We start from the raw sequence: 17585 nt of genomic DNA, 5'->3' as shown, positions 1-17585 counted from the left end.
TTAAGACCCTCAGAGAATCTCTCAGGAGACAGAAATGAAAGTAACGCTGCCAGAGTTTGAACGTGCAGGAGTCATGGTTGTCGGTGATGTGATGCTGGATCGCTACTGGTACGGCCCTACCAGCCGTATTTCACCTGAAGCGCCGGTTCCGGTGGTGAAGGTCGATACCATCGAAGAACGTCCCGGTGGCGCAGCAAACGTGGCGATGAACATTGCCTCTCTGGGCGCAAATTCCCGTCTGGTGGGTTTGACCGGTATCGACGACGCGGCGCGTGCGCTGAGCAAAACGCTGGCGGATGTGAACGTAAAATGCGACTTCGTGTCCGTGCCGACGCATCCGACAATCACCAAACTGCGCGTGCTTTCCCGCAACCAGCAGTTGATTCGTCTGGATTTTGAAGAAGGTTTTGAAGGCGTAGATCCGCAACCGCTGCACGAGCGTATTAACCAGGCGCTGGGTTCTATCGGCGCTCTGGTGCTCTCTGACTATGCCAAAGGCGCGTTGGCAAGCGTGCAGCAGATGATTGCTTTGGCGCGTAAGGCTGGAGTTCCGGTGCTTATCGATCCGAAAGGGACCGATTTTGAACGTTACCGCGGCGCAACGCTGCTAACGCCGAACCTGTCTGAGTTTGAAGCGGTAGCCGGTAAATGCAAAAGCGAAGATGAACTGGTTGAGCGCGGCATGAAATTGATTGCTGATTTCGACCTTTCCGCACTGCTGATTACCCGTTCAGAACAGGGGATGACGTTGCTGCAACCGGGCAAATCGCCACTGCATATGCCGACGCAGGCGCAGGAAGTGTATGACGTGACCGGTGCGGGCGATACGGTAATTGGCGTGCTGGCGGCGACGCTGGCGGCGGGTAACACACTGGAAGAGGCGTGCTATTTTGCCAACGCTGCAGCCGGTGTTGTGGTCGGTAAACTGGGAACCTCCACCGTTTCCCCGATTGAACTGGAAAACGCGGTGCGTGGTCGGGCTGATACTGGTTTTGGCGTGATGAGCGAATCTGAGCTGAAACAGGCCGTTGCCAGCGCCCGCAAGCGCGGTGAGAAAGTGGTGATGACTAACGGCGTGTTCGACATCCTGCATGCGGGCCACGTTTCCTATCTGGCAAATGCGCGCAAGCTGGGCGATCGCCTGATCGTGGCGGTAAACAGTGATGCGTCGACCAAACGTCTGAAAGGCGAAACGCGTCCGGTCAATCCGCTGGAACAGCGCATGATCGTGCTGGGCGCGCTGGAATCCGTCGACTGGGTGGTCTCTTTTGAAGAAGATACACCGCAGCGTCTGATCGCCGGCATCCTGCCGGATCTGCTGGTCAAAGGCGGTGACTATAAGCCAGAAGATATTGCGGGCAGCAAAGAGGTATGGGCGAACGGCGGTGAAGTGCTGGTGCTGAACTTCGAAGATGGCTGCTCAACGACCAATATCATCAAGAAGATCCAGAAAGACAGCGATAAATAGCAATTGGAATGTTTGTCGGATGGCGGTGTCCGGCCTACGAGGTTGTAGGCCGGATAAAACGCGTAAGCGTTGCCATCCGGTATTTCTGTTTCTTATTCTTCAGTCGTTTTCTCAACAGGCTGTGGACTGTTTTTCAGCGGATCGGCCAGTGCCGACAGCGAACCACCGGACAAACCAATTTCATTTAACAGCGAGTCAATCAGCGGCGCTTGTGTACGATAGGCAAGGGCGGCGGATAATGCCTGCTCAGCCAGATTCCCTCCGGTTACGTTACCTGCGGTCACTTCACCGACGGCGCCGCCACGATTCAGACCATCAACCTGGATAATCTTGATCCCATCGATAGATTTCATTGGCTCAACGGATTTCTCAATGACTGCTGGCAGGGACTGCAGCAGGGCCAGCTTAAATTTCAGACTGGTCTGTTCGTCGGAAAGCACGTTGATGGCATCGTTCAGCGCACGCTGGGCTTCGGCTTCCGCCAGACCTTTTTTTCGCGTGGCTTCGGCCAGTTCCACAATTGCCGCCGCCTGCAATTCTGCGGCTTCTTTTTCCGCTTTTGCCCGGACGGTCAGTTCAACCGCCTGGGTTTCTGCATCCTGCGCTGCGGCAATCAACGCCACCTGTTTGGCACGATCCGCTTCTGCGGTCTGGCGGGTGGTTTCTACGTTCTGCTGGGCGCGAACCGCTTCGGCTAGCGCATCGTTAGCGCGTGCTTCAGCCTGAGACTGCTGTTCAGACTTGGCGGCAATGGCGATGGACTTGGTCTGGTTGGCGATCTCCGTTGCCTGTTGCTGTTCGATCTCTTTGATGCGAACTTCACGCTCGGCCTCGACTTTTCTGGATCGCACCGCCTGTTCGCGCTCGATTTCTGTTTCCTGAATCTGCCGTTCGGCAAGAATGCGCGTCTGCTCAGCTTCACGATGACGTTCGGCTTCGAAGGCGGCAATTTTGGCGTTTTGCTCGGCCGTGCGGGTCTTCACCTGCTGCTCCTGCTCGAGCGTCATGAAGGCTTCCTGCTGTTCGATTTCCAGCTTGCGTGCCAGCGCATCACGGTTTTTCTCACGAACGGCAACTTCTACGTCCTGCTCGACTTCGTTACGTTCGCGACGACGGCGTTCTGTTTCCTGGGTCAGCTTGGTCAGACCCTCGGCATCAAAGGCGTTATTCGGGTTGAAATGGACTTTTTCGGTCTGGTTAAAGTTGGTGAGTGAAACGCTCTCCAGTTCCAGGCCGTTTTTGGACAGGTCTTCCGCGACGGTATTTTGTACGCCCTGAACGAAGTTTTCACGCGTATCCTGCAGTTCATGCATGGTCATCTGCGACGCGGTGGCACGTAGGGCATCAACAAACTTATCTTCTATTAGCACACGTAAATCCTCTGGTGACAGCGTCCGCTGTCCCAGCGTCTGTGCGGCGGTAGCAATCCCTTCAACAGACGGTTTTACACGCACGAAAAAGGCGACGACGACATCCACGCGCATACGGTCTTTGGTGATGAGACTGTCGACAGTTGAACGGCTCACCTCAAGTTTGAGGGTGTTCATGTTGATAGGAATAATTTCGTGGAAGATAGGCATGACAATTGCGCCGCCGCTCATCACCACTTTTTGTCCACCAAGGCCGGTACGCACAAACGCCTGTTCAGCAGATGCGCGGCGATACAGGCGGGCAAAAATAATCCCGATAATTACTAAGACGACCACCGCCACAATGGCGGTAAACATCCATGAAGGTAACATGCCAAAAACATCATCCATCTATAAGATCCCTCTGTATAAAATTATAAAACAGTCGGCCAGGGGTTTAGCTCGGCCAGGTAACGCGTAGCGGAGAGTCGGCAGATAATCAGCACCTTGTCTCCTTTTTTGAATTCTTTGCCAACTTCAGGCTCCAGCAGCACATAGTGAGTCTGCCCGAACTTGTCGGTAAATTTGCCTTCGCAGGGAGTTCCGGCACTTGCGGAATGTCCGGTAATAATCGCCATGCTGCCGATAAATTCATCTTCAGCGAGGGCGGTGGTTTCATCCCGCGGCAGCCAGGGAGCAATGATTTTTCCGCTGTAATGCACGGCGAAGACGGCAAGAATAAAACTCACCGGAGCAAGCAGCAGGTTGCTGAGCGGTGCTTGCCACAGCGTGACCCAGCCATGCTGAAGGAGGATGCCGAAGAGTCCAAAGAAGCCAGCGAGTAAACACAGCACGATCAGTGCCGGGATCCGCCCGATATTGAGATAGTGAAGCGCCTGGCCGATATTGCCGGAAGTCAGGGCATCGTAATGTTCGAGGTGAGCATCAAGCGCACCTGAAAGAAAATGGCCAAAAATAAGAGAGATGATTTCCAGTAGGCCAATCAACAGTACAAATGAAATAGCAAACAGGTAGAGGCTGTTGTAATCCGTGAATAATGCCAAGTTGTTTCCTCCTGTTACTGCGTTCCCTGTCCGTGTCAAAAGTAATGGTTTTACCTCTTACTTTTACATGACGTTACAATAACATGCGTTACCCTGGTCTTTAATCCGAAAAGGGGCTCATCCCCCTCTTAGATTTCGTAGGAAACTGTGAAGCAGGCGGTTTTTTTGCGCACAATATGTACAGAATAACTTCGTATCCAGGGAAATACTGAAATTAGAAAAAGCATATGGCCTTAGCAGATATTCAATAACTGGAGGGTATGCTCATGAACAGCAATATGTATTCAATGAACAATTTCGATTTCCTGGCCCGTAGTTTTGCCAGAATGCAGGCTGAGGGCCATCCCGTTGATATCCAGGCGATAACCGGGAACATGGATGAAGAACATCGAAGCTGGTTTTGCAAACGCTATGCGCTGTACTGCCAGCAGGCGACGGAAGCCAGGAAGCTAGAACTGGAACACTAACAGAAAAACGGGCCTTGCGGCCCGTTGTCGTTTTACTCTTGCGGATCGACTGACGGGATCGCGGGGGCAGGTTTAACTTCTGCCGTTTTTTCACGCGATTCCAGCTCAGTCAGACGTTGCTCAAGCAGCGCCAGCTTTTCACGTGTGCGCAATAAAACCTGAGTCTGTACATCGAATTCTTCACGGCTTACCAGATCCAGACGGGTCAGCTGTGACTGCAGCGTTTGACGAATTTTCTTCTCGACGTCTTCGCCAAACTCGCGGATCCCTTTCGGCATCGACTCGTGAACCTGACGAGCAATCTGCTCAATTTTTTTCGGGTCAATCATTGTGGTTTCCCTGAACTGGTACGTGTTGCTGCCTATTGTAGTGCGAACTGGCACAGGCATAAACCAGAATTGTGTGAAGCTAAGACGAGTAAAGGCGTTGATGAAGGTAATCAATAGCGTTATAGTTAACCCGCTTATTCTCAGGGCGGGGCGAAATTCCCCACCGGCGGTAAATCAACTGATGTTGAAAGCCCGCGAGCGCTTTTTGTTACGGCAAAAAGGTCAGCAGATCCGGTGTAATTCCGGGGCCGACGGTTAGAGTCCGGATGGGAGAGAGTAACGATCCAGTCGGGCATGGACCCGCTCACGTTATTTTTTTGCCGCTTAGACGGTACTCCTAAGACTGCCCTGATTCTGGTAACCATAATTTTAGTGAGGTTTTTTTACCATGAATCAGACGCTACTTTCCTCTTTTGGTACGGCTTTCGAACGTGTTGAACATGCGCTGTCTGCGCTGCGTGAAGGACGCGGTGTGATGGTGCTTGACGATGAAGATCGCGAAAACGAAGGCGATATGATTTTCCCGGCAGAGACCATGACCGTAGAACAGATGGCGCTGACCATCCGTCACGGTAGCGGTATTGTATGCCTGTGCATCACTGAAGACCGACGCAAACAGCTCGATCTGCCAATGATGGTGGAAAATAATACCAGCGCTTACGGCACCGGTTTTACCGTGACCATTGAAGCAGCAGAGGGCGTGACCACCGGTGTTTCCGCTGCGGACCGTGTGACTACGGTGCGTGCGGCAATTAAGGATGGCGCCAAACCTTCCGATCTTAACCGTCCGGGGCACGTTTTCCCGCTGCGTGCTCAGGCTGGCGGCGTGTTGACCCGCGGTGGTCATACTGAAGCGACCATCGACCTGATGACGCTGGCAGGGTTTAAACCGGCAGGCGTGCTGTGCGAACTGACCAACGACGATGGCACCATGGCGCGTGCGCCAGAGTGCATCGAATTTGCCGGCAAGCATAATATGGCGGTGGTGACTATCGAAGACCTGGTGGCTTACCGTCAGGCGCACGAGCGCAAAGCCAGCTAATAGACTATTACCACGTTAGTTGTGGTAAGCATAAAAAACCGAAGCCATCTTCCAGGCTTCGGTTTTTTTATTTTTGCTCAAATTATTTGGCCCTGGCCAGTTTCAATGCCCATGCGCCGCTCATTATCACCAACAGCAATAAACATAAGCCAAAGGCTAGCAGGCATGCCTGCGCCATGTTCATAAATTGCCACGGTGGAAGCAGATACCAGCCTTCAGACTGTTGGTATAGATCGATAAACCACTTTTGCGTACTGCTGAGTGCCACGCCATCAGGCACTATGGGGGCATCATAGCCGCAATCTCCAGTGGGTTTAAACCACTCCGGAGCCCAGTTTGCCAGCGGCAAATTGAAAGGGAATGTCGGATCGGTGGAACACCCCTGGACGCCAAACAGCGAATCCGGGCTATGTACCGCATGATGAATATCATTGAGTTTGAGCGAGAACTTAATGCCCATGATGCTGCCGTAAAATGCCGCAATGCAGCCAATAAGCTTCAGAACAACATTTTTAGGGTTTATTGCCGCGATCAATCCACCGAAAACCATCACAAACATGGCAAAGCGAATGTAGACACACTGCTCGCAGGGGGCCATATAGAGATAGATTTGGAAAAACGAGTGGGCCAATATTATTAACCCGCCCATCGCGCAGGCCATCAGTAGCCACAGAAAGCGCCGTTCCTGCCATCTCACCAGCGTATCAACCGGCGTGGTACGTAAGTCCCGCCACAATCCTTTTATGAAAACCATAGCCTCGTCCCTGTTTATTTTGTTGCCAGCTCTCTGACAAGCTCAGCCATGGAGTCAATGGATTTGATACTCTTGGTGTAGATCAGGTATTTACCGTTAACGACGTAAGCCGGAACCCCCTGAATTTTGGCGACGTCGTATGCCGCTTTCCATTTCTCCAGCGTTTGCTGAACGGTGGGATCTTGCAGCGCGGCGTCAAAATCTGCCTGGCTCATGCCTGCAGCATCCAGGCCTGTTTTAATGAATGCGGCCGGATCTTTACCATCTGACCAGCGCTCTTTCTTGTCGTGGTAAGCAGCGTAATAAGCGAATTTCGCTTTTTTGAACTGTGATTTGGCATCAAATAATGAAATCCCTGCTGCCTGATCTTTAGCAATCATTACTGCAAAAACTTCACTGGCCTGTTTACCATATTCCCCTTTGGTTTCCAGATGAAATGGTGTGAAGGTGACGAGATCGGCAACTTTTTCAGAAACCGGGCCAGTCACGGCTTTATCATATTTGTAACAGAACGGACAGGCGTAGCTGAATACTTTTATTAACGTCTTATCAGCATTAGGAATCGGTTTCTCTAAAAGCATATAATCAGTGCCTTCTGTAAAAGCGGAGGCGGCAAACGACGAGGCAAGTGCGGCGGTTAATATCACGCTTTTAAATAATGAAGTAATCCATTTAGATGACATAATTAATCCTTAATCTAACGCGATTATTTAAACATGTGTTGTGGGCGGACCAGTAATGCACGGTAGTGAGTTTGGTTCGGCTTATCTGAAAGAACATCAATCTCAACTTTGACTTCTTTGGTCTTATAATCAATTTCGTTGATCTTGCCGATGGTTGGTTGTCCAACGTCAAATAAATTAATTGAGCCACCAAAGCCAAACATGGTGTCACGGTCTTTCTGATATTCGATAACCGAGGTGATGGGACTATAGAAATCGTAGCCGCGTTCTTTTCCGTATTCCCAAATTTGCTGAACGGTTCCTTTTTTCTCGTCAACTTTATATTCGACGAAACGGGAATATTTCATCGTCGGCAATGCCGGTTGTTCGAGCCCACGACCATCGCCGTTGTCAAAGATGGTTAATGTCCCTTTGCTCGAGAGCCATGCGGTGTGTTGGGTGTAGGTAAAATCGAAATCAGTATTCTCGCACTTACCGTTTTCGTCACATTTTAGCGCGTTGCCCTTATCATCAACCGGTTTTAACAGCTTGCTTGCCAGCGCCTTATTCCAGCCTTTCGACGGTGCCAGAATCCACTTCACCTGTTTATCGCGACCGATTTTGACAACACCCTGATGGCGGGAAGAGATAATAATGGAGTCATCTTTGGCATCATAGGCAATGGAGTTAACGTGCGCCCAGTTACGACCAGCACCCACTCCGAGGGCGTCACCGTAAGGAGTATCTGGCTCCAGTTTCGCCTGTTGACCGGCATGAGCGAGGTCAACGTTGACGCATACCGCGCCTGCGTCCAGTGCACCCAAAAGCGCATCACGCATCGGATCGAGTATCTTTGTCAGATCCCACACATCAACCACACGACCGGACTTGTCTACTTCAATTATCTGATCGCGGATGGTTTGCACATGGATGCCATCTTCTTTGCGATAATCGCGTTTGCCCACGCGAAGCAACACGGTGTCGTTGATTGTTTCGATCGATTCATGCGACGCGTCGAGGAAGCCGCGCGGTAGCTTATGATCGGCCAGAATCTGCCCCATCATATCGAATTCGTACCAATGCTGACCCTGAACGGCTGTGAAGGTGCCGCGCGGCGTTTCCCGGATACCCATCAAGTAACCGCGCTTATTGATATCCATGTCATGGCCATCGTAAAAGGTATCTTGATCCAGCCACCAGCGGTATTCACCTTCCGTATCGACGATAAAGGTGAAGGGGGCAATGTCAAAGGGTAATGCCCCGCCCGCAGGACCCGCATCCAGGATACCGGCATTTTTGTCTTTTTCACCATGCCAGTGGAATTCTGCCCCCTGAGCGGTGAAAGTATGGGTATTCACCAGATAGAGACGGTCTTCAAAGCCAGGCGCTACCTTAATAACTTTCGTTTGCTGTAAATCGGAAATAGAACGGTTATCCATGTAGTGATTAACGATGGCGGATGTTTGCACCACATAATCATCCTTCATGGCTTTGCCATTTTCTTTATATTCAACGGTGACCTTATTGGCAAACTTTTGATAAAGGCCAAAAATAGGTATGCCATCGTAGGTAGCGAGTGACTCTTTGCCCACGGCATATGTCACAGGAATCCCTTTTTCACCTTTACCATGAACGGTGACTTTGACATCTGAAATAACGTGACTATCTAATTCAACCAGTGCGGTAAGCGGGGCGTTTCCATAAGGATCAACGACTATAGCGCCCAGTTTCCCTGCGGGTTGGGCGGGTTGAAAACCCGCGGCAAAGGAATTTCCAACCGTTAATCCAAACGTCAGTGCCAGAGTTCCTGCGAGAAGTGTTTTTCGATATTGTCTAAACATGGATATATCTCCTTATATTGCCTATAAATATAATCTCAATGAATATATTATGTTTTTACGATATGGCTAAAAATGAAAATGGTACTACTGATGTCACTTTTATTGTGGGTATATAAATATTGATGAAGTGTATTATTCTACAAAATCTAATTTTTATTGTTTTCTGGATAGTATGAGTGAGGTATTTTAAGGACAATGTTTATTATTGCTTAGTGTGATCTCGTCGACAGAGTTTTATTTTTTATAACTGTTTTAGCTATTGGCATAGCTGCTGGTTTATATGATCGAAATCATATATTTGTTTCTGAAATATGCCACTATAGGGGTATGTCAGAATAAGTTTATGTAAAATTTTAACGTTAAATGTTTAATGATGTTAAATGTTAAGGGTAAAAGAATGTTTATTGCCTGGTATTGGATCGTATTAATTGCACTCGTTGCATTGGGTTATTATTGCCATATGAAGCGTTATTGTCGGGCATTCCGACAAGACAGAGACGCATTGCTTGAGGCGCGAAACAAACTCTTCCGACGTTCTGGTGAAGATAACAGCGTGATTAAGGAACAGGAATAGTCCTTCACGTTCTGCTATGGATGAGCGGATGCTGTAAAATAGCAGGGTGGCATCCGCCCTCTGGATTATCCGATTCCCATGGACTGGAGGATGACGAGACTTAACCCCATCACCGACATTCCGCACAGGACCCCATAGCTGGGATTATTATTTGGGTCGATCTCTTTTGCCAGTGGCATCAATTCATCGACTGACAGCGCCACCATAATACCCGCGACTGCCGCCATTATTGCCGCCATCACCACAGGCGAGATGAGACTCCCCAGAATTAACCACGCCAGTACGCCGCCCAGTATTTCTGCCATGCCCGAGATCCCGGCCCAGAATATCGCCGTACGTTTGGAGCCCGTTGCTGCATAGACCGGACCTGCAACGGCTAATCCTTCTGGAATATTGTGTAATGCGACGGCAAGCGCAATACCAAAGCCCAGCTCGAGGTTGCTGCTGGCGGTAACAAACGTCGCAATCCCTTCCGGAAAATTGTGCAGGCTGATGCCGAGCGTTAATAAAATCGCGGTGCGTTTAATGGATCCGGGTAGAGGCTGCGTTGTTTTTTGTACCAGATCCTGAGGGTGCGCGTGCGGCAATAGACGGTCCAGGCCAAAGTAGCCCAGCAAGCCGACGATAAACATTCCGTAGCCCAGAACTGGCGACATGCCTTCAGCGGCCAGCGCAGCAGGTAGCATTTCCATTAGAGAGATCAGTAGCATAATCCCGGCAGCGAAGCCTAAAGAAAAGGCGAGAACGCGGTTGGAAGGCTTTTGCCCTAACACGCCGAGAAATGCGCCGATAAACGTGGCGGCACCTGCCAGTAAAGTCAGAAGTAAAGGTACTGACATCGACAAATAAAACTCCTTATCAATCTGCTTTCCGGACTGGATCGTCAAAATAACTGATGATCTTCATCATGGTTATCTGAGTTCTTCATCAACCGAATAAGCGTATTGTAATGGTATCAAAATGACTCCCTCAGTAAGGATATCATCATGTCTTCAACTCGTATGCCAGCATTGTTTTTGGGCCACGGTAGCCCGATGAATGTTCTGGAAGATAACGTTTATACCCGTGCCTGGCAGCAACTGGGGGAAACGTTGCCGCGTCCGAAAGCCATTGTGGTGGTCTCGGCGCACTGGTTCACCCGTGGAACGGGTGTGACAGCGATGGAAGCGCCTAAAACGATCCACGATTTCGGCGGTTTTCCGCAAGCGCTGTATGACACCCATTACCCGGCTCCGGGCTCGCCAGAACTGGCGCAGCACCTGGTTGATTTACTTGCTCCTGTATCCGTCGCGTTAGACAAAGAGGCGTGGGGTTTTGACCACGGTTCCTGGGGCGTACTGATCAAGATGTATCCGAATGCCGACATCCCGATGGTGCAGTTAAGCATCGATAGTACAAAACCGGCGGCCTGGCATTTTGAGATGGGCCGCAAACTGGCGGCACTGCGTGATGAGGGTATTATGCTGGTGGCCAGTGGTAACGTGGTGCATAACCTGCGTACTGCGCGTTGGCACGGTGAGAACACGCCATATCCGTGGGCAACCTCATTCAATGATTATGTTAAGGCTAACCTGACCTGGCAGGGACCGGTTGAGCAGCACCCGCTGGTGAACTATCTCGATCATGAAGGTGGATCGTTGTCGAACCCGACGCCAGATCACTATCTGCCGCTGCTGTATGTTCTCGGGGCATGGGATGGTAAAGAGTCTGTTACGATCCCTGTAGATGGTATCGAGATGGGAAGTTTAAGTATGTTGTCGGTGCAGGTTGGGTGATGAACGCCCGATGGCGCTACGCTTATCGGGCATTAAGTTCGTGCCGTAGGCCGGGTAAGGCGGAGCCGCCACCCGGCACTCTCAATCATTCGACAAAAATATGCGGATAGAAACGTGAAAGATCCTGCGTGATCAACGCACGGTCTTCACGAATGCCGATCCCTGCGGGTTGATCGTTGATCAGCCAACTGCCAATCAGCATATAGCTGTCGCCAAACTTCGGTAGCTGATGGAACTGCTGCACGATCATGCCTTCTTCACCGTACGGTCCTTCCACAGATTCGATCGTTTTACCGTTCTCAATGATGGAGACGTTAGCTCCCTCGCGCGAGAAGATCGGTTTGACAACGAATTTATCCATCTGTGGGTAGTCGTCTTCGGCGAAATACGCTGGCAGCAGGTTCGGATGATTCGGGAACATTTCCCATAACAGCGGTAACAGTGCTTTGTTGGAAATAATGCTCTTCCAGGCGGGTTCCAGCCAGCGAACGCCAGCGTCTTCCAGCTTGGTGGAGAACATTTCACGCAGCATGAATTCCCACGGATAGAGCTTGAACAGGTTAGCGATCACCTGATCCTGCATATCGGTGAATTGGCCTTTTTCACCAAGACCAATATCTTCTACATAGAGGAATTCTGTAGCGATCTCAGCTTCGGCCGCGCAATCCTGCAGATACTGGATCGTGCCGCGATCTTCCACCGTATCACGACAGCAGGTCAGATGTAGCAGTTGAAAACCATACTGTTCACGCAGCTCGGTGAAACGCTCGATAAGCTTTTCCTGCAGACTGTTGAACTGATCGCTGCCTTCCGGCAGGTTGCCCGCATTGAGCTGATCTTCCAGCCAGATCCACTGGAAAAACGCGGCTTCGTACAGCGAGGTTGGCGTATCAGCGTTGTTTTCCAGCAGTTTGGGTTCACCGGTTCCATCCCACGCCAGATCGAGACGTGAATAGAGCGACGGTTGCTGTGTCAGCCAGGACTGGCGGACAAAACCCCAGGTATGCTTCGGAATGCGAAACTTGGTCATCAGCTCATCGCTGGCAATGACCTTTTCCACCACTTTGAGGCACATTTGATGCAGCTCTGCGGTGACCTCTTCCAGCTTTTCAACCTGAGCAAGGGTGAGTTTGTAGTACGCGTCTTCACACCAGTACGGCTCGCCGTACATAGTGTGAAAATTAAAACCGTATTCGGTGGCTTTATCGCGCCAGTCCGGGCGCTCAACAATACTGACTCTTTCCATGACGATCAGCCACCCATTGAACGTGTGGTGGTGCCGCTTGCGCTACGCTGCATGGTGCTCTGTTTGGCCACAGACTCACCAAATCCGCCGCGGGTTACGGTAGAGGTGGTGGCTGGTTTCGGTGCCATAGCGGTTTTCGGTACGGTCATGGTGCGACCCGGCGTTGCTGCGCCGTAGTTTTTACCGCTGGCATCTGTGTATTTGCCGTAAGCCGGGCTGGCCGGGTTTTTCGAGCTAAACAGCGGTTGCTGAGCGCCCATTCCGCCACCCATCAGTCGGCCCATCATGTAGCCTGCCATCAGTGGCATCCAGAAGCTGCCGCTGCTTTGATTCTGCGCCTGAGCCTGACCTTCACCGGTCGGCGCCATACCTGCTTGCGCAGGAGCCTGCTGGCACTGGCCTTCGCCGAATTCAGCGATACAGTCTTCACGAGTGGCGTATTTTGGTGCGGTACGTTCAGCTTCTTTCAGCGCATTGTTAAACGCGGTAGTACATTCGGCGCTTTTACCTGGATTCGCTGCAGAGCAGTCGTCAGCGTTCTGATAAAGCGAAACCGTTTCGTCACTCTTTTCACAGCCCGCGAGCATAAACACTGCGGTAACTGCCAGGGCGACAGGAGTCAGATGGCGCGCGCTCCAACTTTTGCGGAACGAGGCGTGATGTATAGATTTTGTCCGTTTCATTTTTGTCTTCCAGGACCCAGTGGTAAACACAGTAAATAATGCTCAGGATAGAGGATGACTGGTCGAAATTGAAGCGGGAAGAGGCGAGAATGCGCAGGAAGGGGCGGATCTTTACGTTGTCTTACGTTCAGACGGGGCCGAAGCCCCGTCATCAGCATCAGTTACGGAACGGGTTGTTGCCGTTGCTGCTGGTTGAACGTGCTGCTGTCGGCTGAGCCGCAGGCAAATTGCCAGTGCCGTTAAAGTCATTCACGGCGGCATCTTGTTGTGGATTTTGCGGTGCCACGGTATCCGGCGTTGTGGATACCGGTTTACCCAGCGTATTGTTCAGTGCCACCAAATCCTGCTCGTTCAGCGTACCGAGCGCAGATTTGACGTTTAACTGATTGATAAGATAGGTATAACGCGCATTTGCCAGTTGTTGCTTGGCGTTGTACAGCGTGGTGGTGGCATCCAACACATCCACAATGGTACGTGTACCTACGGAATAACCGGCTTCCATCGCATCCAATGAGCTTTGAGCAGAGACAACCGCTTGTTTGTACGCGTTAATGCTACTAATAGAAGCATTAATGTTGTTGAATGAAGAACGAACGGTCTGCACCACGCTACGGTGTGCGCTTTCCAGTTGTTCACTCGCGCCAACAAAGTTGTACTGCGCTTGTTTCACCTGCGAGTTAACCATCCCGCCCTGGTACAGCGGCAGCGAGAAGCTCAGACCGATTTTGTTCTGGCCCATGTTGCTGTCGTCATACTGGGAGCTGTTGGTTTTAGATCCGCTGTACGAGGTGTCAGATACCCCGGTAGAGGCGGTTAAATCCAGCGTTGGTAAGTGACCATCCTGTGCCTGACGAATCTGCTCACGCGCCAGATCCTGGCTTAAACGCGCCTGCAACAAAGTCAGGTTGCGGTTTTCCGCTTCTTTCAGTAGCGCATTCACCGCCTGCGGTTTGTTGGTTTTGAAACCATCAACGTTCAGCGAAGCCAGTTCCGGGTAATAGTTACCGGTCACCTGACGCAGCTGTTCTACCGCGTTATCCAGATTGTTACGCGCGGTCACTTCGTTCGCCAGCACGGTGTCGTATTGTGAACGGGCGTTCTGCACGTCAGTGATGGCGACCAGACCAACGTTAAAACGCTGAGTGGTCTGATCTAACTGACGATAAACCGCATCTTTCTGTGCCTGGGTGTAAGACAGCACATCAATCGCGTTCAGTACGTTAAAATAGGCCGTAGCGGTATTCAGGATCAGCGTTTGCTGATCGGTCTGATACGTTACGTCCTGGATGCCCGCTGATTTTTCTTGCAGCGTCAGGGCACGCCATTTAGACATGTCGAACAGCGTCTGAGTCAATTGTAATGACGCGCTGGTGGCGTTGGAGTTGACGCCGTTTGCATCACGGTAGCCATTGCTGTAGGTGTAATCGGCACCTAAACCCAGTTGCGGCAGTAATGGACTACGCGCTTCGTTAATTTTTTCGAATGCAGCATCGCGATCGGCGGCGGATTTACGCAATTCCGGGTTGCTCAGGCGTGCTTGCTGATAAACCTGCATCAGGTTTTCTGCCTGGCTCAAAGTACTGAACCCCGACAGGCTCAGGCCGATAAGGATGGGGAGCAATTTCTTCATTTGCATTCCTTGTTGTGAAGCAGTATTTAGCGCTGATCAAATTGTAAAAATATTTGCTGATTCTAGCAGAATCCGCCACTGCAAAAAGTTGGCGTTACGTGCCATACGGCGTTAATTTGCATCAATTTAACACAAGGGCGTTCAAACATCAGTCAAACGACCTTGAAATTCACATTTTAATCACTATTGGTTTCAGGACAGCACAATGCGTAAACCAGACAACTTGCCAATGACTTTCACTAAAAATGATGTAGAAATTATTGCACGAGAAACGCTATACCGCGGTTTTTTTTCACTGGATCTTTATCGGTTCCGCCATCGCTTGTTTAACGGTGGTATGAGCGGTGAGGTAAAGCGCGAAATTTTTGAGCGCGGACACGCGGCAGTCTTGCTACCCTTTGACCCTGAGCGGGACGAAGTTGTACTGGTCGAGCAGATCCGTATCGCGGCGTTTGATACCAGCGAAAGCCCGTGGCTACTGGAAATGGTAGCCGGAATGATCGAAGAGGGCGAAACCGTTGAAGATGTGGCACGTCGTGAAGCGATGGAAGAAGCCGGACTGGACGTTAAACGTACGAAACCCGTTCTGAGCTATCTGGCAAGCCCTGGCGGCACCAGTGAGCGCCTGTCTATTTTAGTTGGCGAAGTGGACGCTACGACCGCGAGCGGAATTCATGGTCTGGCTGATGAAAACGAAGATATTCGTGTTCATGTGGTGAGCCGGGAGCAGGCTTATCAATGGGTAGAAGAGGGGAAAATCGACAACGCGGCTTCTGTCATCGCCTTGCAATGGTTACAGCTGCACTATCAAGAGTTAAAAACTGAGTGGAAAAAATGAAGCGTTACACACCTGACTTCCCTGAAATGATGCGCCTGTGCGAAACCAACTATTCGCAATTGCGCCGCCTGCTGCCACGTAATGATGCAGCCGGTGAAACAGTGAGCTATCAGGTAGCAAACGCACAATATCGGTTAACGATCGTTGAATCGACCCGATACACTACGCTTGTCGCGATCGAACAAACGGCGCCGGCTGTCACATACTGGAGCCTGCCGTCATTGACCGTGCGCCTGTATCATGACGCGAGGGTGGCTGAAGTGTGTTCAAGTCAGCAGATCTTTCGCTTCAAAGCGCGGTATGATTATCCAAATAAAAAGTTGCATCAACGCGACGAAAAGCATCAAATTAATCAGTTTCTGGCCGACTGGCTACGGTACTGTTTAGCACATGGAGCGATGGCGATTCCGGTTTATTAGCGTCGTGAAACCTAAGGACACCATTTGGAAAGCCTGTTAACCCTTCCTTTGGCTGGTGAGGCCAGAGTCAGGATCTTACAAATTACAGACACTCACCTGTTTGCCGAAAAGCATGAAACGCTGCTGGGTGTGAATACCTGGGACAGTTATCAATCCGTACTGGATGCCATACATGCAGAGTCGCCTGAGTACGATCTGATCGTCGCGACGGGTGATTTGGCGCAGGATCAATCCGCTGCGGCCTATCAGCATTTTGCTGAGGGCATCGCAAGCTTTCGTGCGCCCTGCGTTTGGCTACCGGGCAATCACGATTTTCAGCCGGCAATGTACAGCGCGCTGCAGGACGCGGGAATTTCCCCTGCCAAGCGTGTTTTCATCGGTGAACAGTGGCAAATATTGTTGCTCGACAGCCAGGTGTTCGGCGTTCCCCACGGTGAATTAAGTGAATTCCAGCTCGAATGGCTGGAGCGTAAACTTGCTGATGCACCAGAGCGTAATACCTTGCTGCTTCTGCATCATCATCCTCTGCCTGCGGGCTGTAGCTGGCTCGATCAGCATAGCCTGCGCAATGCCGCTGAGCTGGATAACGTGCTGGTGAACTACCCGCGCGTGAAGTATCTGCTGTGCGGGCATATTCATCAGGAACTGGATCTGGACTGGAACGGACGCCGCCTGCTGGCGACGCCGTCGACCTGCGTGCAGTTTAAGCCGCACTGTTCCAACTTCACATTGGATACCATCAGCCCCGGCTGGCGGACGCTGGAGCTTTTTGCTGACGGGACGTTGCAGACTCAGGTACGTCGTCTGCAGGGTAATCGGTTCCACCCTGATACCGCTTCAGAAGGCTACTGATGTCTACGCTTCTCTATCTTCACGGATTTAATAGCTCTCCTCGTTCGGCGAAGGCGTGTTTGCTGAAAAGCTGGCTGGCGGAGCACCATCCGCACGTTGAGATGATCGTACCGCAGCTGCCGCCGTATCCGGCCCAGGCCGCAGAGATGCTGGAATCGATCATTCTTGAACATGGCGGAGAGTCGTTGGGGATTGTCGGCTCCTCATTAGGTGGTTATTACGCCACCTGGCTGTCGCAATGTTTTATGCTGCCGGCAGTGGTGGTGAACCCTGCTGTACGGCCTTATGAACTGCTGGTCGACTATCTCGGTCAAAACGAGAACCCCTACACGGGGCAGCAATATGTGCTAGAGTCACGCCATATTTACGATCTTAAAGTCATGCAGATTGACCCGCTGGAAGCGCCGGATTTGATCTGGCTGCTCCAACAAACGGGCGATGAAGTGTTGGACTACCGCCAGGCGGTGGCGTATTACGCCTCCTGCCGTCAGACAGTTATTGAGGGCGGAAACCACGCATTCACGGGCTTCGAAGATTATTTCAACCCGATTGTCGATTTCCTTGGACTGCACAGTTTCTGACGATCAATTCG

General features: G+C 51.1%; 19 protein-coding genes and 1 riboswitch. Of the genes, 9 read left to right on the top strand and 10 right to left on the bottom strand.

Annotated elements, in window-relative coordinates; genetic code table 11:
- Positions 1-34 precede the first annotated feature (34 nt).
- Positions 35-1468: a bifunctional D-glycero-beta-D-manno-heptose-7-phosphate kinase/D-glycero-beta-D-manno-heptose 1-phosphate adenylyltransferase HldE gene (gene hldE / locus WN16_RS23790; RefSeq protein ID WP_044700899.1), complete on the top strand. Its 1434-nt coding sequence runs from the start codon at positions 35-37 to the stop codon at positions 1466-1468.
- 92 nt (positions 1469-1560) lie between these two features.
- On the opposite strand, the gene WN16_RS23785 is transcribed toward hldE, so the two are convergent.
- Together WN16_RS23785 and WN16_RS23780 are read right to left on the bottom strand one after the other, a co-directional pair.
- Positions 1561-3228, bottom strand: a complete 1668-nt coding sequence (locus tag WN16_RS23785; RefSeq protein ID WP_046155099.1) for a flotillin family protein — start codon at positions 3226-3228, stop codon at positions 1561-1563.
- Between the two features lie 23 nt (positions 3229-3251).
- Positions 3252-3881: an OB-fold-containig protein gene (locus tag WN16_RS23780; protein WP_044700883.1), complete on the bottom strand. Its 630-nt coding sequence runs from the start codon at positions 3879-3881 to the stop codon at positions 3252-3254.
- Between the two features lie 260 nt (positions 3882-4141).
- Here WN16_RS23780 and glgS point away from each other — a divergent pair, with 260 nt between their 5' ends.
- On the top strand, positions 4142-4348 hold the full coding sequence (glgS, locus tag WN16_RS23775) for a cell surface composition regulator GlgS (RefSeq protein ID WP_019077704.1): 207 nt from the start codon (positions 4142-4144) through the stop codon (positions 4346-4348).
- A 32-nt stretch (positions 4349-4380) separates the two neighbouring features.
- Here the strand turns inward: glgS and ubiK are convergent, their stop codons facing one another.
- Positions 4381-4677, bottom strand: a complete 297-nt coding sequence (ubiK, locus tag WN16_RS23770; protein WP_003024618.1) for a ubiquinone biosynthesis accessory factor UbiK — start codon at positions 4675-4677, stop codon at positions 4381-4383.
- A gap of 132 nt (positions 4678-4809) precedes the next feature.
- A riboswitch (FMN riboswitch) is annotated at positions 4810-4959 on the top strand.
- A 106-nt stretch (positions 4960-5065) separates the two neighbouring features.
- Here ubiK and ribB point away from each other — a divergent pair.
- Entirely contained in the window at positions 5066-5719 is a 654-nt protein-coding gene (ribB, locus tag WN16_RS23765; protein WP_003838130.1) for a 3,4-dihydroxy-2-butanone-4-phosphate synthase, read from the top strand.
- 82 nt (positions 5720-5801) lie between these two features.
- Here ribB and dsbI read toward each other — a convergent pair whose 3' ends face one another.
- The 3 genes from dsbI to WN16_RS23750 are packed head-to-tail and all read right to left on the bottom strand — an operon-like array spanning position 5802 to position 8976.
- Positions 5802-6473, bottom strand: coding sequence for a protein-disulfide oxidoreductase DsbI (gene dsbI, locus WN16_RS23760; RefSeq protein ID WP_003838131.1), 672 nt, complete (start codon positions 6471-6473; stop codon positions 5802-5804).
- Between the two features lie 14 nt (positions 6474-6487).
- Entirely contained in the window at positions 6488-7156 is a 669-nt protein-coding gene (locus WN16_RS23755; RefSeq protein ID WP_044700881.1) for a thiol:disulfide interchange protein DsbA/DsbL, read from the bottom strand.
- Positions 7157-7179: 23 nt separating this feature from the next.
- The gene (locus tag WN16_RS23750) at positions 7180-8976 is read right to left on the bottom strand and encodes an aryl-sulfate sulfotransferase (RefSeq protein ID WP_044700879.1); all 1797 of its coding nucleotides are present in this window, start codon (positions 8974-8976) and stop codon (positions 7180-7182) included.
- Positions 8977-9373: 397 nt separating this feature from the next.
- On the opposite strand from WN16_RS23750, the gene WN16_RS24680 reads away from it, so the two are divergent.
- Positions 9374-9550, top strand: a complete 177-nt coding sequence (locus WN16_RS24680; protein ID WP_003838138.1) for a hypothetical protein — start codon at positions 9374-9376, stop codon at positions 9548-9550.
- A 65-nt stretch (positions 9551-9615) separates the two neighbouring features.
- Here WN16_RS24680 and zupT read toward each other — a convergent pair whose 3' ends face one another.
- The gene (zupT, locus tag WN16_RS23745) at positions 9616-10389 is read right to left on the bottom strand and encodes a zinc transporter ZupT (protein ID WP_003024600.1); all 774 of its coding nucleotides are present in this window, start codon (positions 10387-10389) and stop codon (positions 9616-9618) included.
- A 147-nt stretch (positions 10390-10536) separates the two neighbouring features.
- On the opposite strand from zupT, the gene ygiD reads away from it, so the two are divergent.
- Positions 10537-11325, top strand: coding sequence for a 4,5-DOPA dioxygenase extradiol (gene ygiD / locus WN16_RS23740; RefSeq protein WP_044700878.1), 789 nt, complete (start codon positions 10537-10539; stop codon positions 11323-11325).
- An 85-nt stretch (positions 11326-11410) separates the two neighbouring features.
- On the opposite strand, the gene WN16_RS23735 is transcribed toward ygiD, so the two are convergent.
- The 3 genes from WN16_RS23735 to tolC all read right to left on the bottom strand — a co-directional run bounded on the left by WN16_RS23735 (position 11411) and on the right by tolC (position 14890).
- Positions 11411-12571, bottom strand: coding sequence for a glutathionylspermidine synthase family protein (locus tag WN16_RS23735; RefSeq protein ID WP_003024594.1), 1161 nt, complete (start codon positions 12569-12571; stop codon positions 11411-11413).
- Between the two features lie 5 nt (positions 12572-12576).
- A complete protein-coding gene (locus WN16_RS23730; protein WP_003024591.1) occupies positions 12577-13254 on the bottom strand; it encodes a DUF1190 family protein in 678 nt (225 codons plus the stop codon).
- A gap of 157 nt (positions 13255-13411) precedes the next feature.
- A complete protein-coding gene (gene tolC / locus WN16_RS23725; protein WP_085951568.1) occupies positions 13412-14890 on the bottom strand; it encodes an outer membrane channel protein TolC in 1479 nt (492 codons plus the stop codon).
- Between the two features lie 199 nt (positions 14891-15089).
- Between tolC and nudF the strand changes: the two genes are divergently transcribed.
- From nudF to yqiA, 4 genes are read left to right on the top strand one after another with little or no spacing between them, the layout of a single operon-like run.
- Positions 15090-15722, top strand: a complete 633-nt coding sequence (nudF, locus tag WN16_RS23720) for an ADP-ribose diphosphatase (protein WP_003024585.1) — start codon at positions 15090-15092, stop codon at positions 15720-15722.
- Positions 15719-16141 (top strand): DUF1249 family protein, encoded by a 423-nt coding sequence (locus tag WN16_RS23715; RefSeq protein WP_003024582.1) that lies wholly within the window; start codon positions 15719-15721, stop codon positions 16139-16141. The genes nudF and WN16_RS23715 overlap by 4 nt, the downstream gene beginning before the upstream one ends.
- A 24-nt stretch (positions 16142-16165) precedes the next feature.
- Positions 16166-16993 carry a 3',5'-cyclic-AMP phosphodiesterase gene (gene cpdA, locus WN16_RS23710; protein WP_003838143.1) on the top strand — a complete coding sequence of 276 codons (828 nt, stop codon included), beginning with the start codon at positions 16166-16168 and terminating at the stop codon, positions 16991-16993.
- Positions 16993-17574: an esterase YqiA gene (gene yqiA / locus WN16_RS23705; protein ID WP_003846314.1), complete on the top strand. Its 582-nt coding sequence runs from the start codon at positions 16993-16995 to the stop codon at positions 17572-17574. Before cpdA ends, yqiA begins: the two co-directional genes overlap by 1 nt.
- Positions 17575-17585: the final 11 nt, after the last annotated feature.

Origin of the sequence: Citrobacter sp. ABFQG (assembly GCF_004322975.1) — a bacterium.
Classification (GTDB): Bacteria; Pseudomonadota; Gammaproteobacteria; order Enterobacterales; family Enterobacteriaceae; genus Citrobacter; species Citrobacter freundii.
The sequence above is the reverse complement of the archived record's forward strand: the minus strand, read 5'-3'. Positions and strand labels throughout refer to the sequence as shown.

Coding starts and splice junctions, on each gene's coding strand:
- WN16_RS23715 (WP_003024582.1), top strand. CDS start 15,719: ATGAAGCGTTACACACCTGACTTCCCTGAAATGATGCGCCTGTGCGAA.
- ubiK (WP_003024618.1), bottom strand. CDS start 4,677: ATGATTGACCCGAAAAAAATTGAGCAGATTGCTCGTCAGGTTCACGAG.
- hldE (WP_044700899.1), top strand. CDS start 35: ATGAAAGTAACGCTGCCAGAGTTTGAACGTGCAGGAGTCATGGTTGTC.
- glgS (WP_019077704.1), top strand. CDS start 4,142: ATGCTCATGAACAGCAATATGTATTCAATGAACAATTTCGATTTCCTG.
- ribB (WP_003838130.1), top strand. CDS start 5,066: ATGAATCAGACGCTACTTTCCTCTTTTGGTACGGCTTTCGAACGTGTT.
- WN16_RS23735 (WP_003024594.1), bottom strand. CDS start 12,571: ATGGAAAGAGTCAGTATTGTTGAGCGCCCGGACTGGCGCGATAAAGCC.
- WN16_RS23785 (WP_046155099.1), bottom strand. CDS start 3,228: ATGGATGATGTTTTTGGCATGTTACCTTCATGGATGTTTACCGCCATT.
- WN16_RS23750 (WP_044700879.1), bottom strand. CDS start 8,976: ATGTTTAGACAATATCGAAAAACACTTCTCGCAGGAACTCTGGCACTG.
- ygiD (WP_044700878.1), top strand. CDS start 10,537: ATGTCTTCAACTCGTATGCCAGCATTGTTTTTGGGCCACGGTAGCCCG.
- tolC (WP_085951568.1), bottom strand. CDS start 14,890: ATGCAAATGAAGAAATTGCTCCCCATCCTTATCGGCCTGAGCCTGTCG.
- WN16_RS23755 (WP_044700881.1), bottom strand. CDS start 7,156: ATGTCATCTAAATGGATTACTTCATTATTTAAAAGCGTGATATTAACC.
- yqiA (WP_003846314.1), top strand. CDS start 16,993: ATGTCTACGCTTCTCTATCTTCACGGATTTAATAGCTCTCCTCGTTCG.
- WN16_RS23730 (WP_003024591.1), bottom strand. CDS start 13,254: ATGAAACGGACAAAATCTATACATCACGCCTCGTTCCGCAAAAGTTGG.
- nudF (WP_003024585.1), top strand. CDS start 15,090: ATGCGTAAACCAGACAACTTGCCAATGACTTTCACTAAAAATGATGTA.
- zupT (WP_003024600.1), bottom strand. CDS start 10,389: ATGTCAGTACCTTTACTTCTGACTTTACTGGCAGGTGCCGCCACGTTT.
- WN16_RS24680 (WP_003838138.1), top strand. CDS start 9,374: ATGTTTATTGCCTGGTATTGGATCGTATTAATTGCACTCGTTGCATTG.
- dsbI (WP_003838131.1), bottom strand. CDS start 6,473: ATGGTTTTCATAAAAGGATTGTGGCGGGACTTACGTACCACGCCGGTT.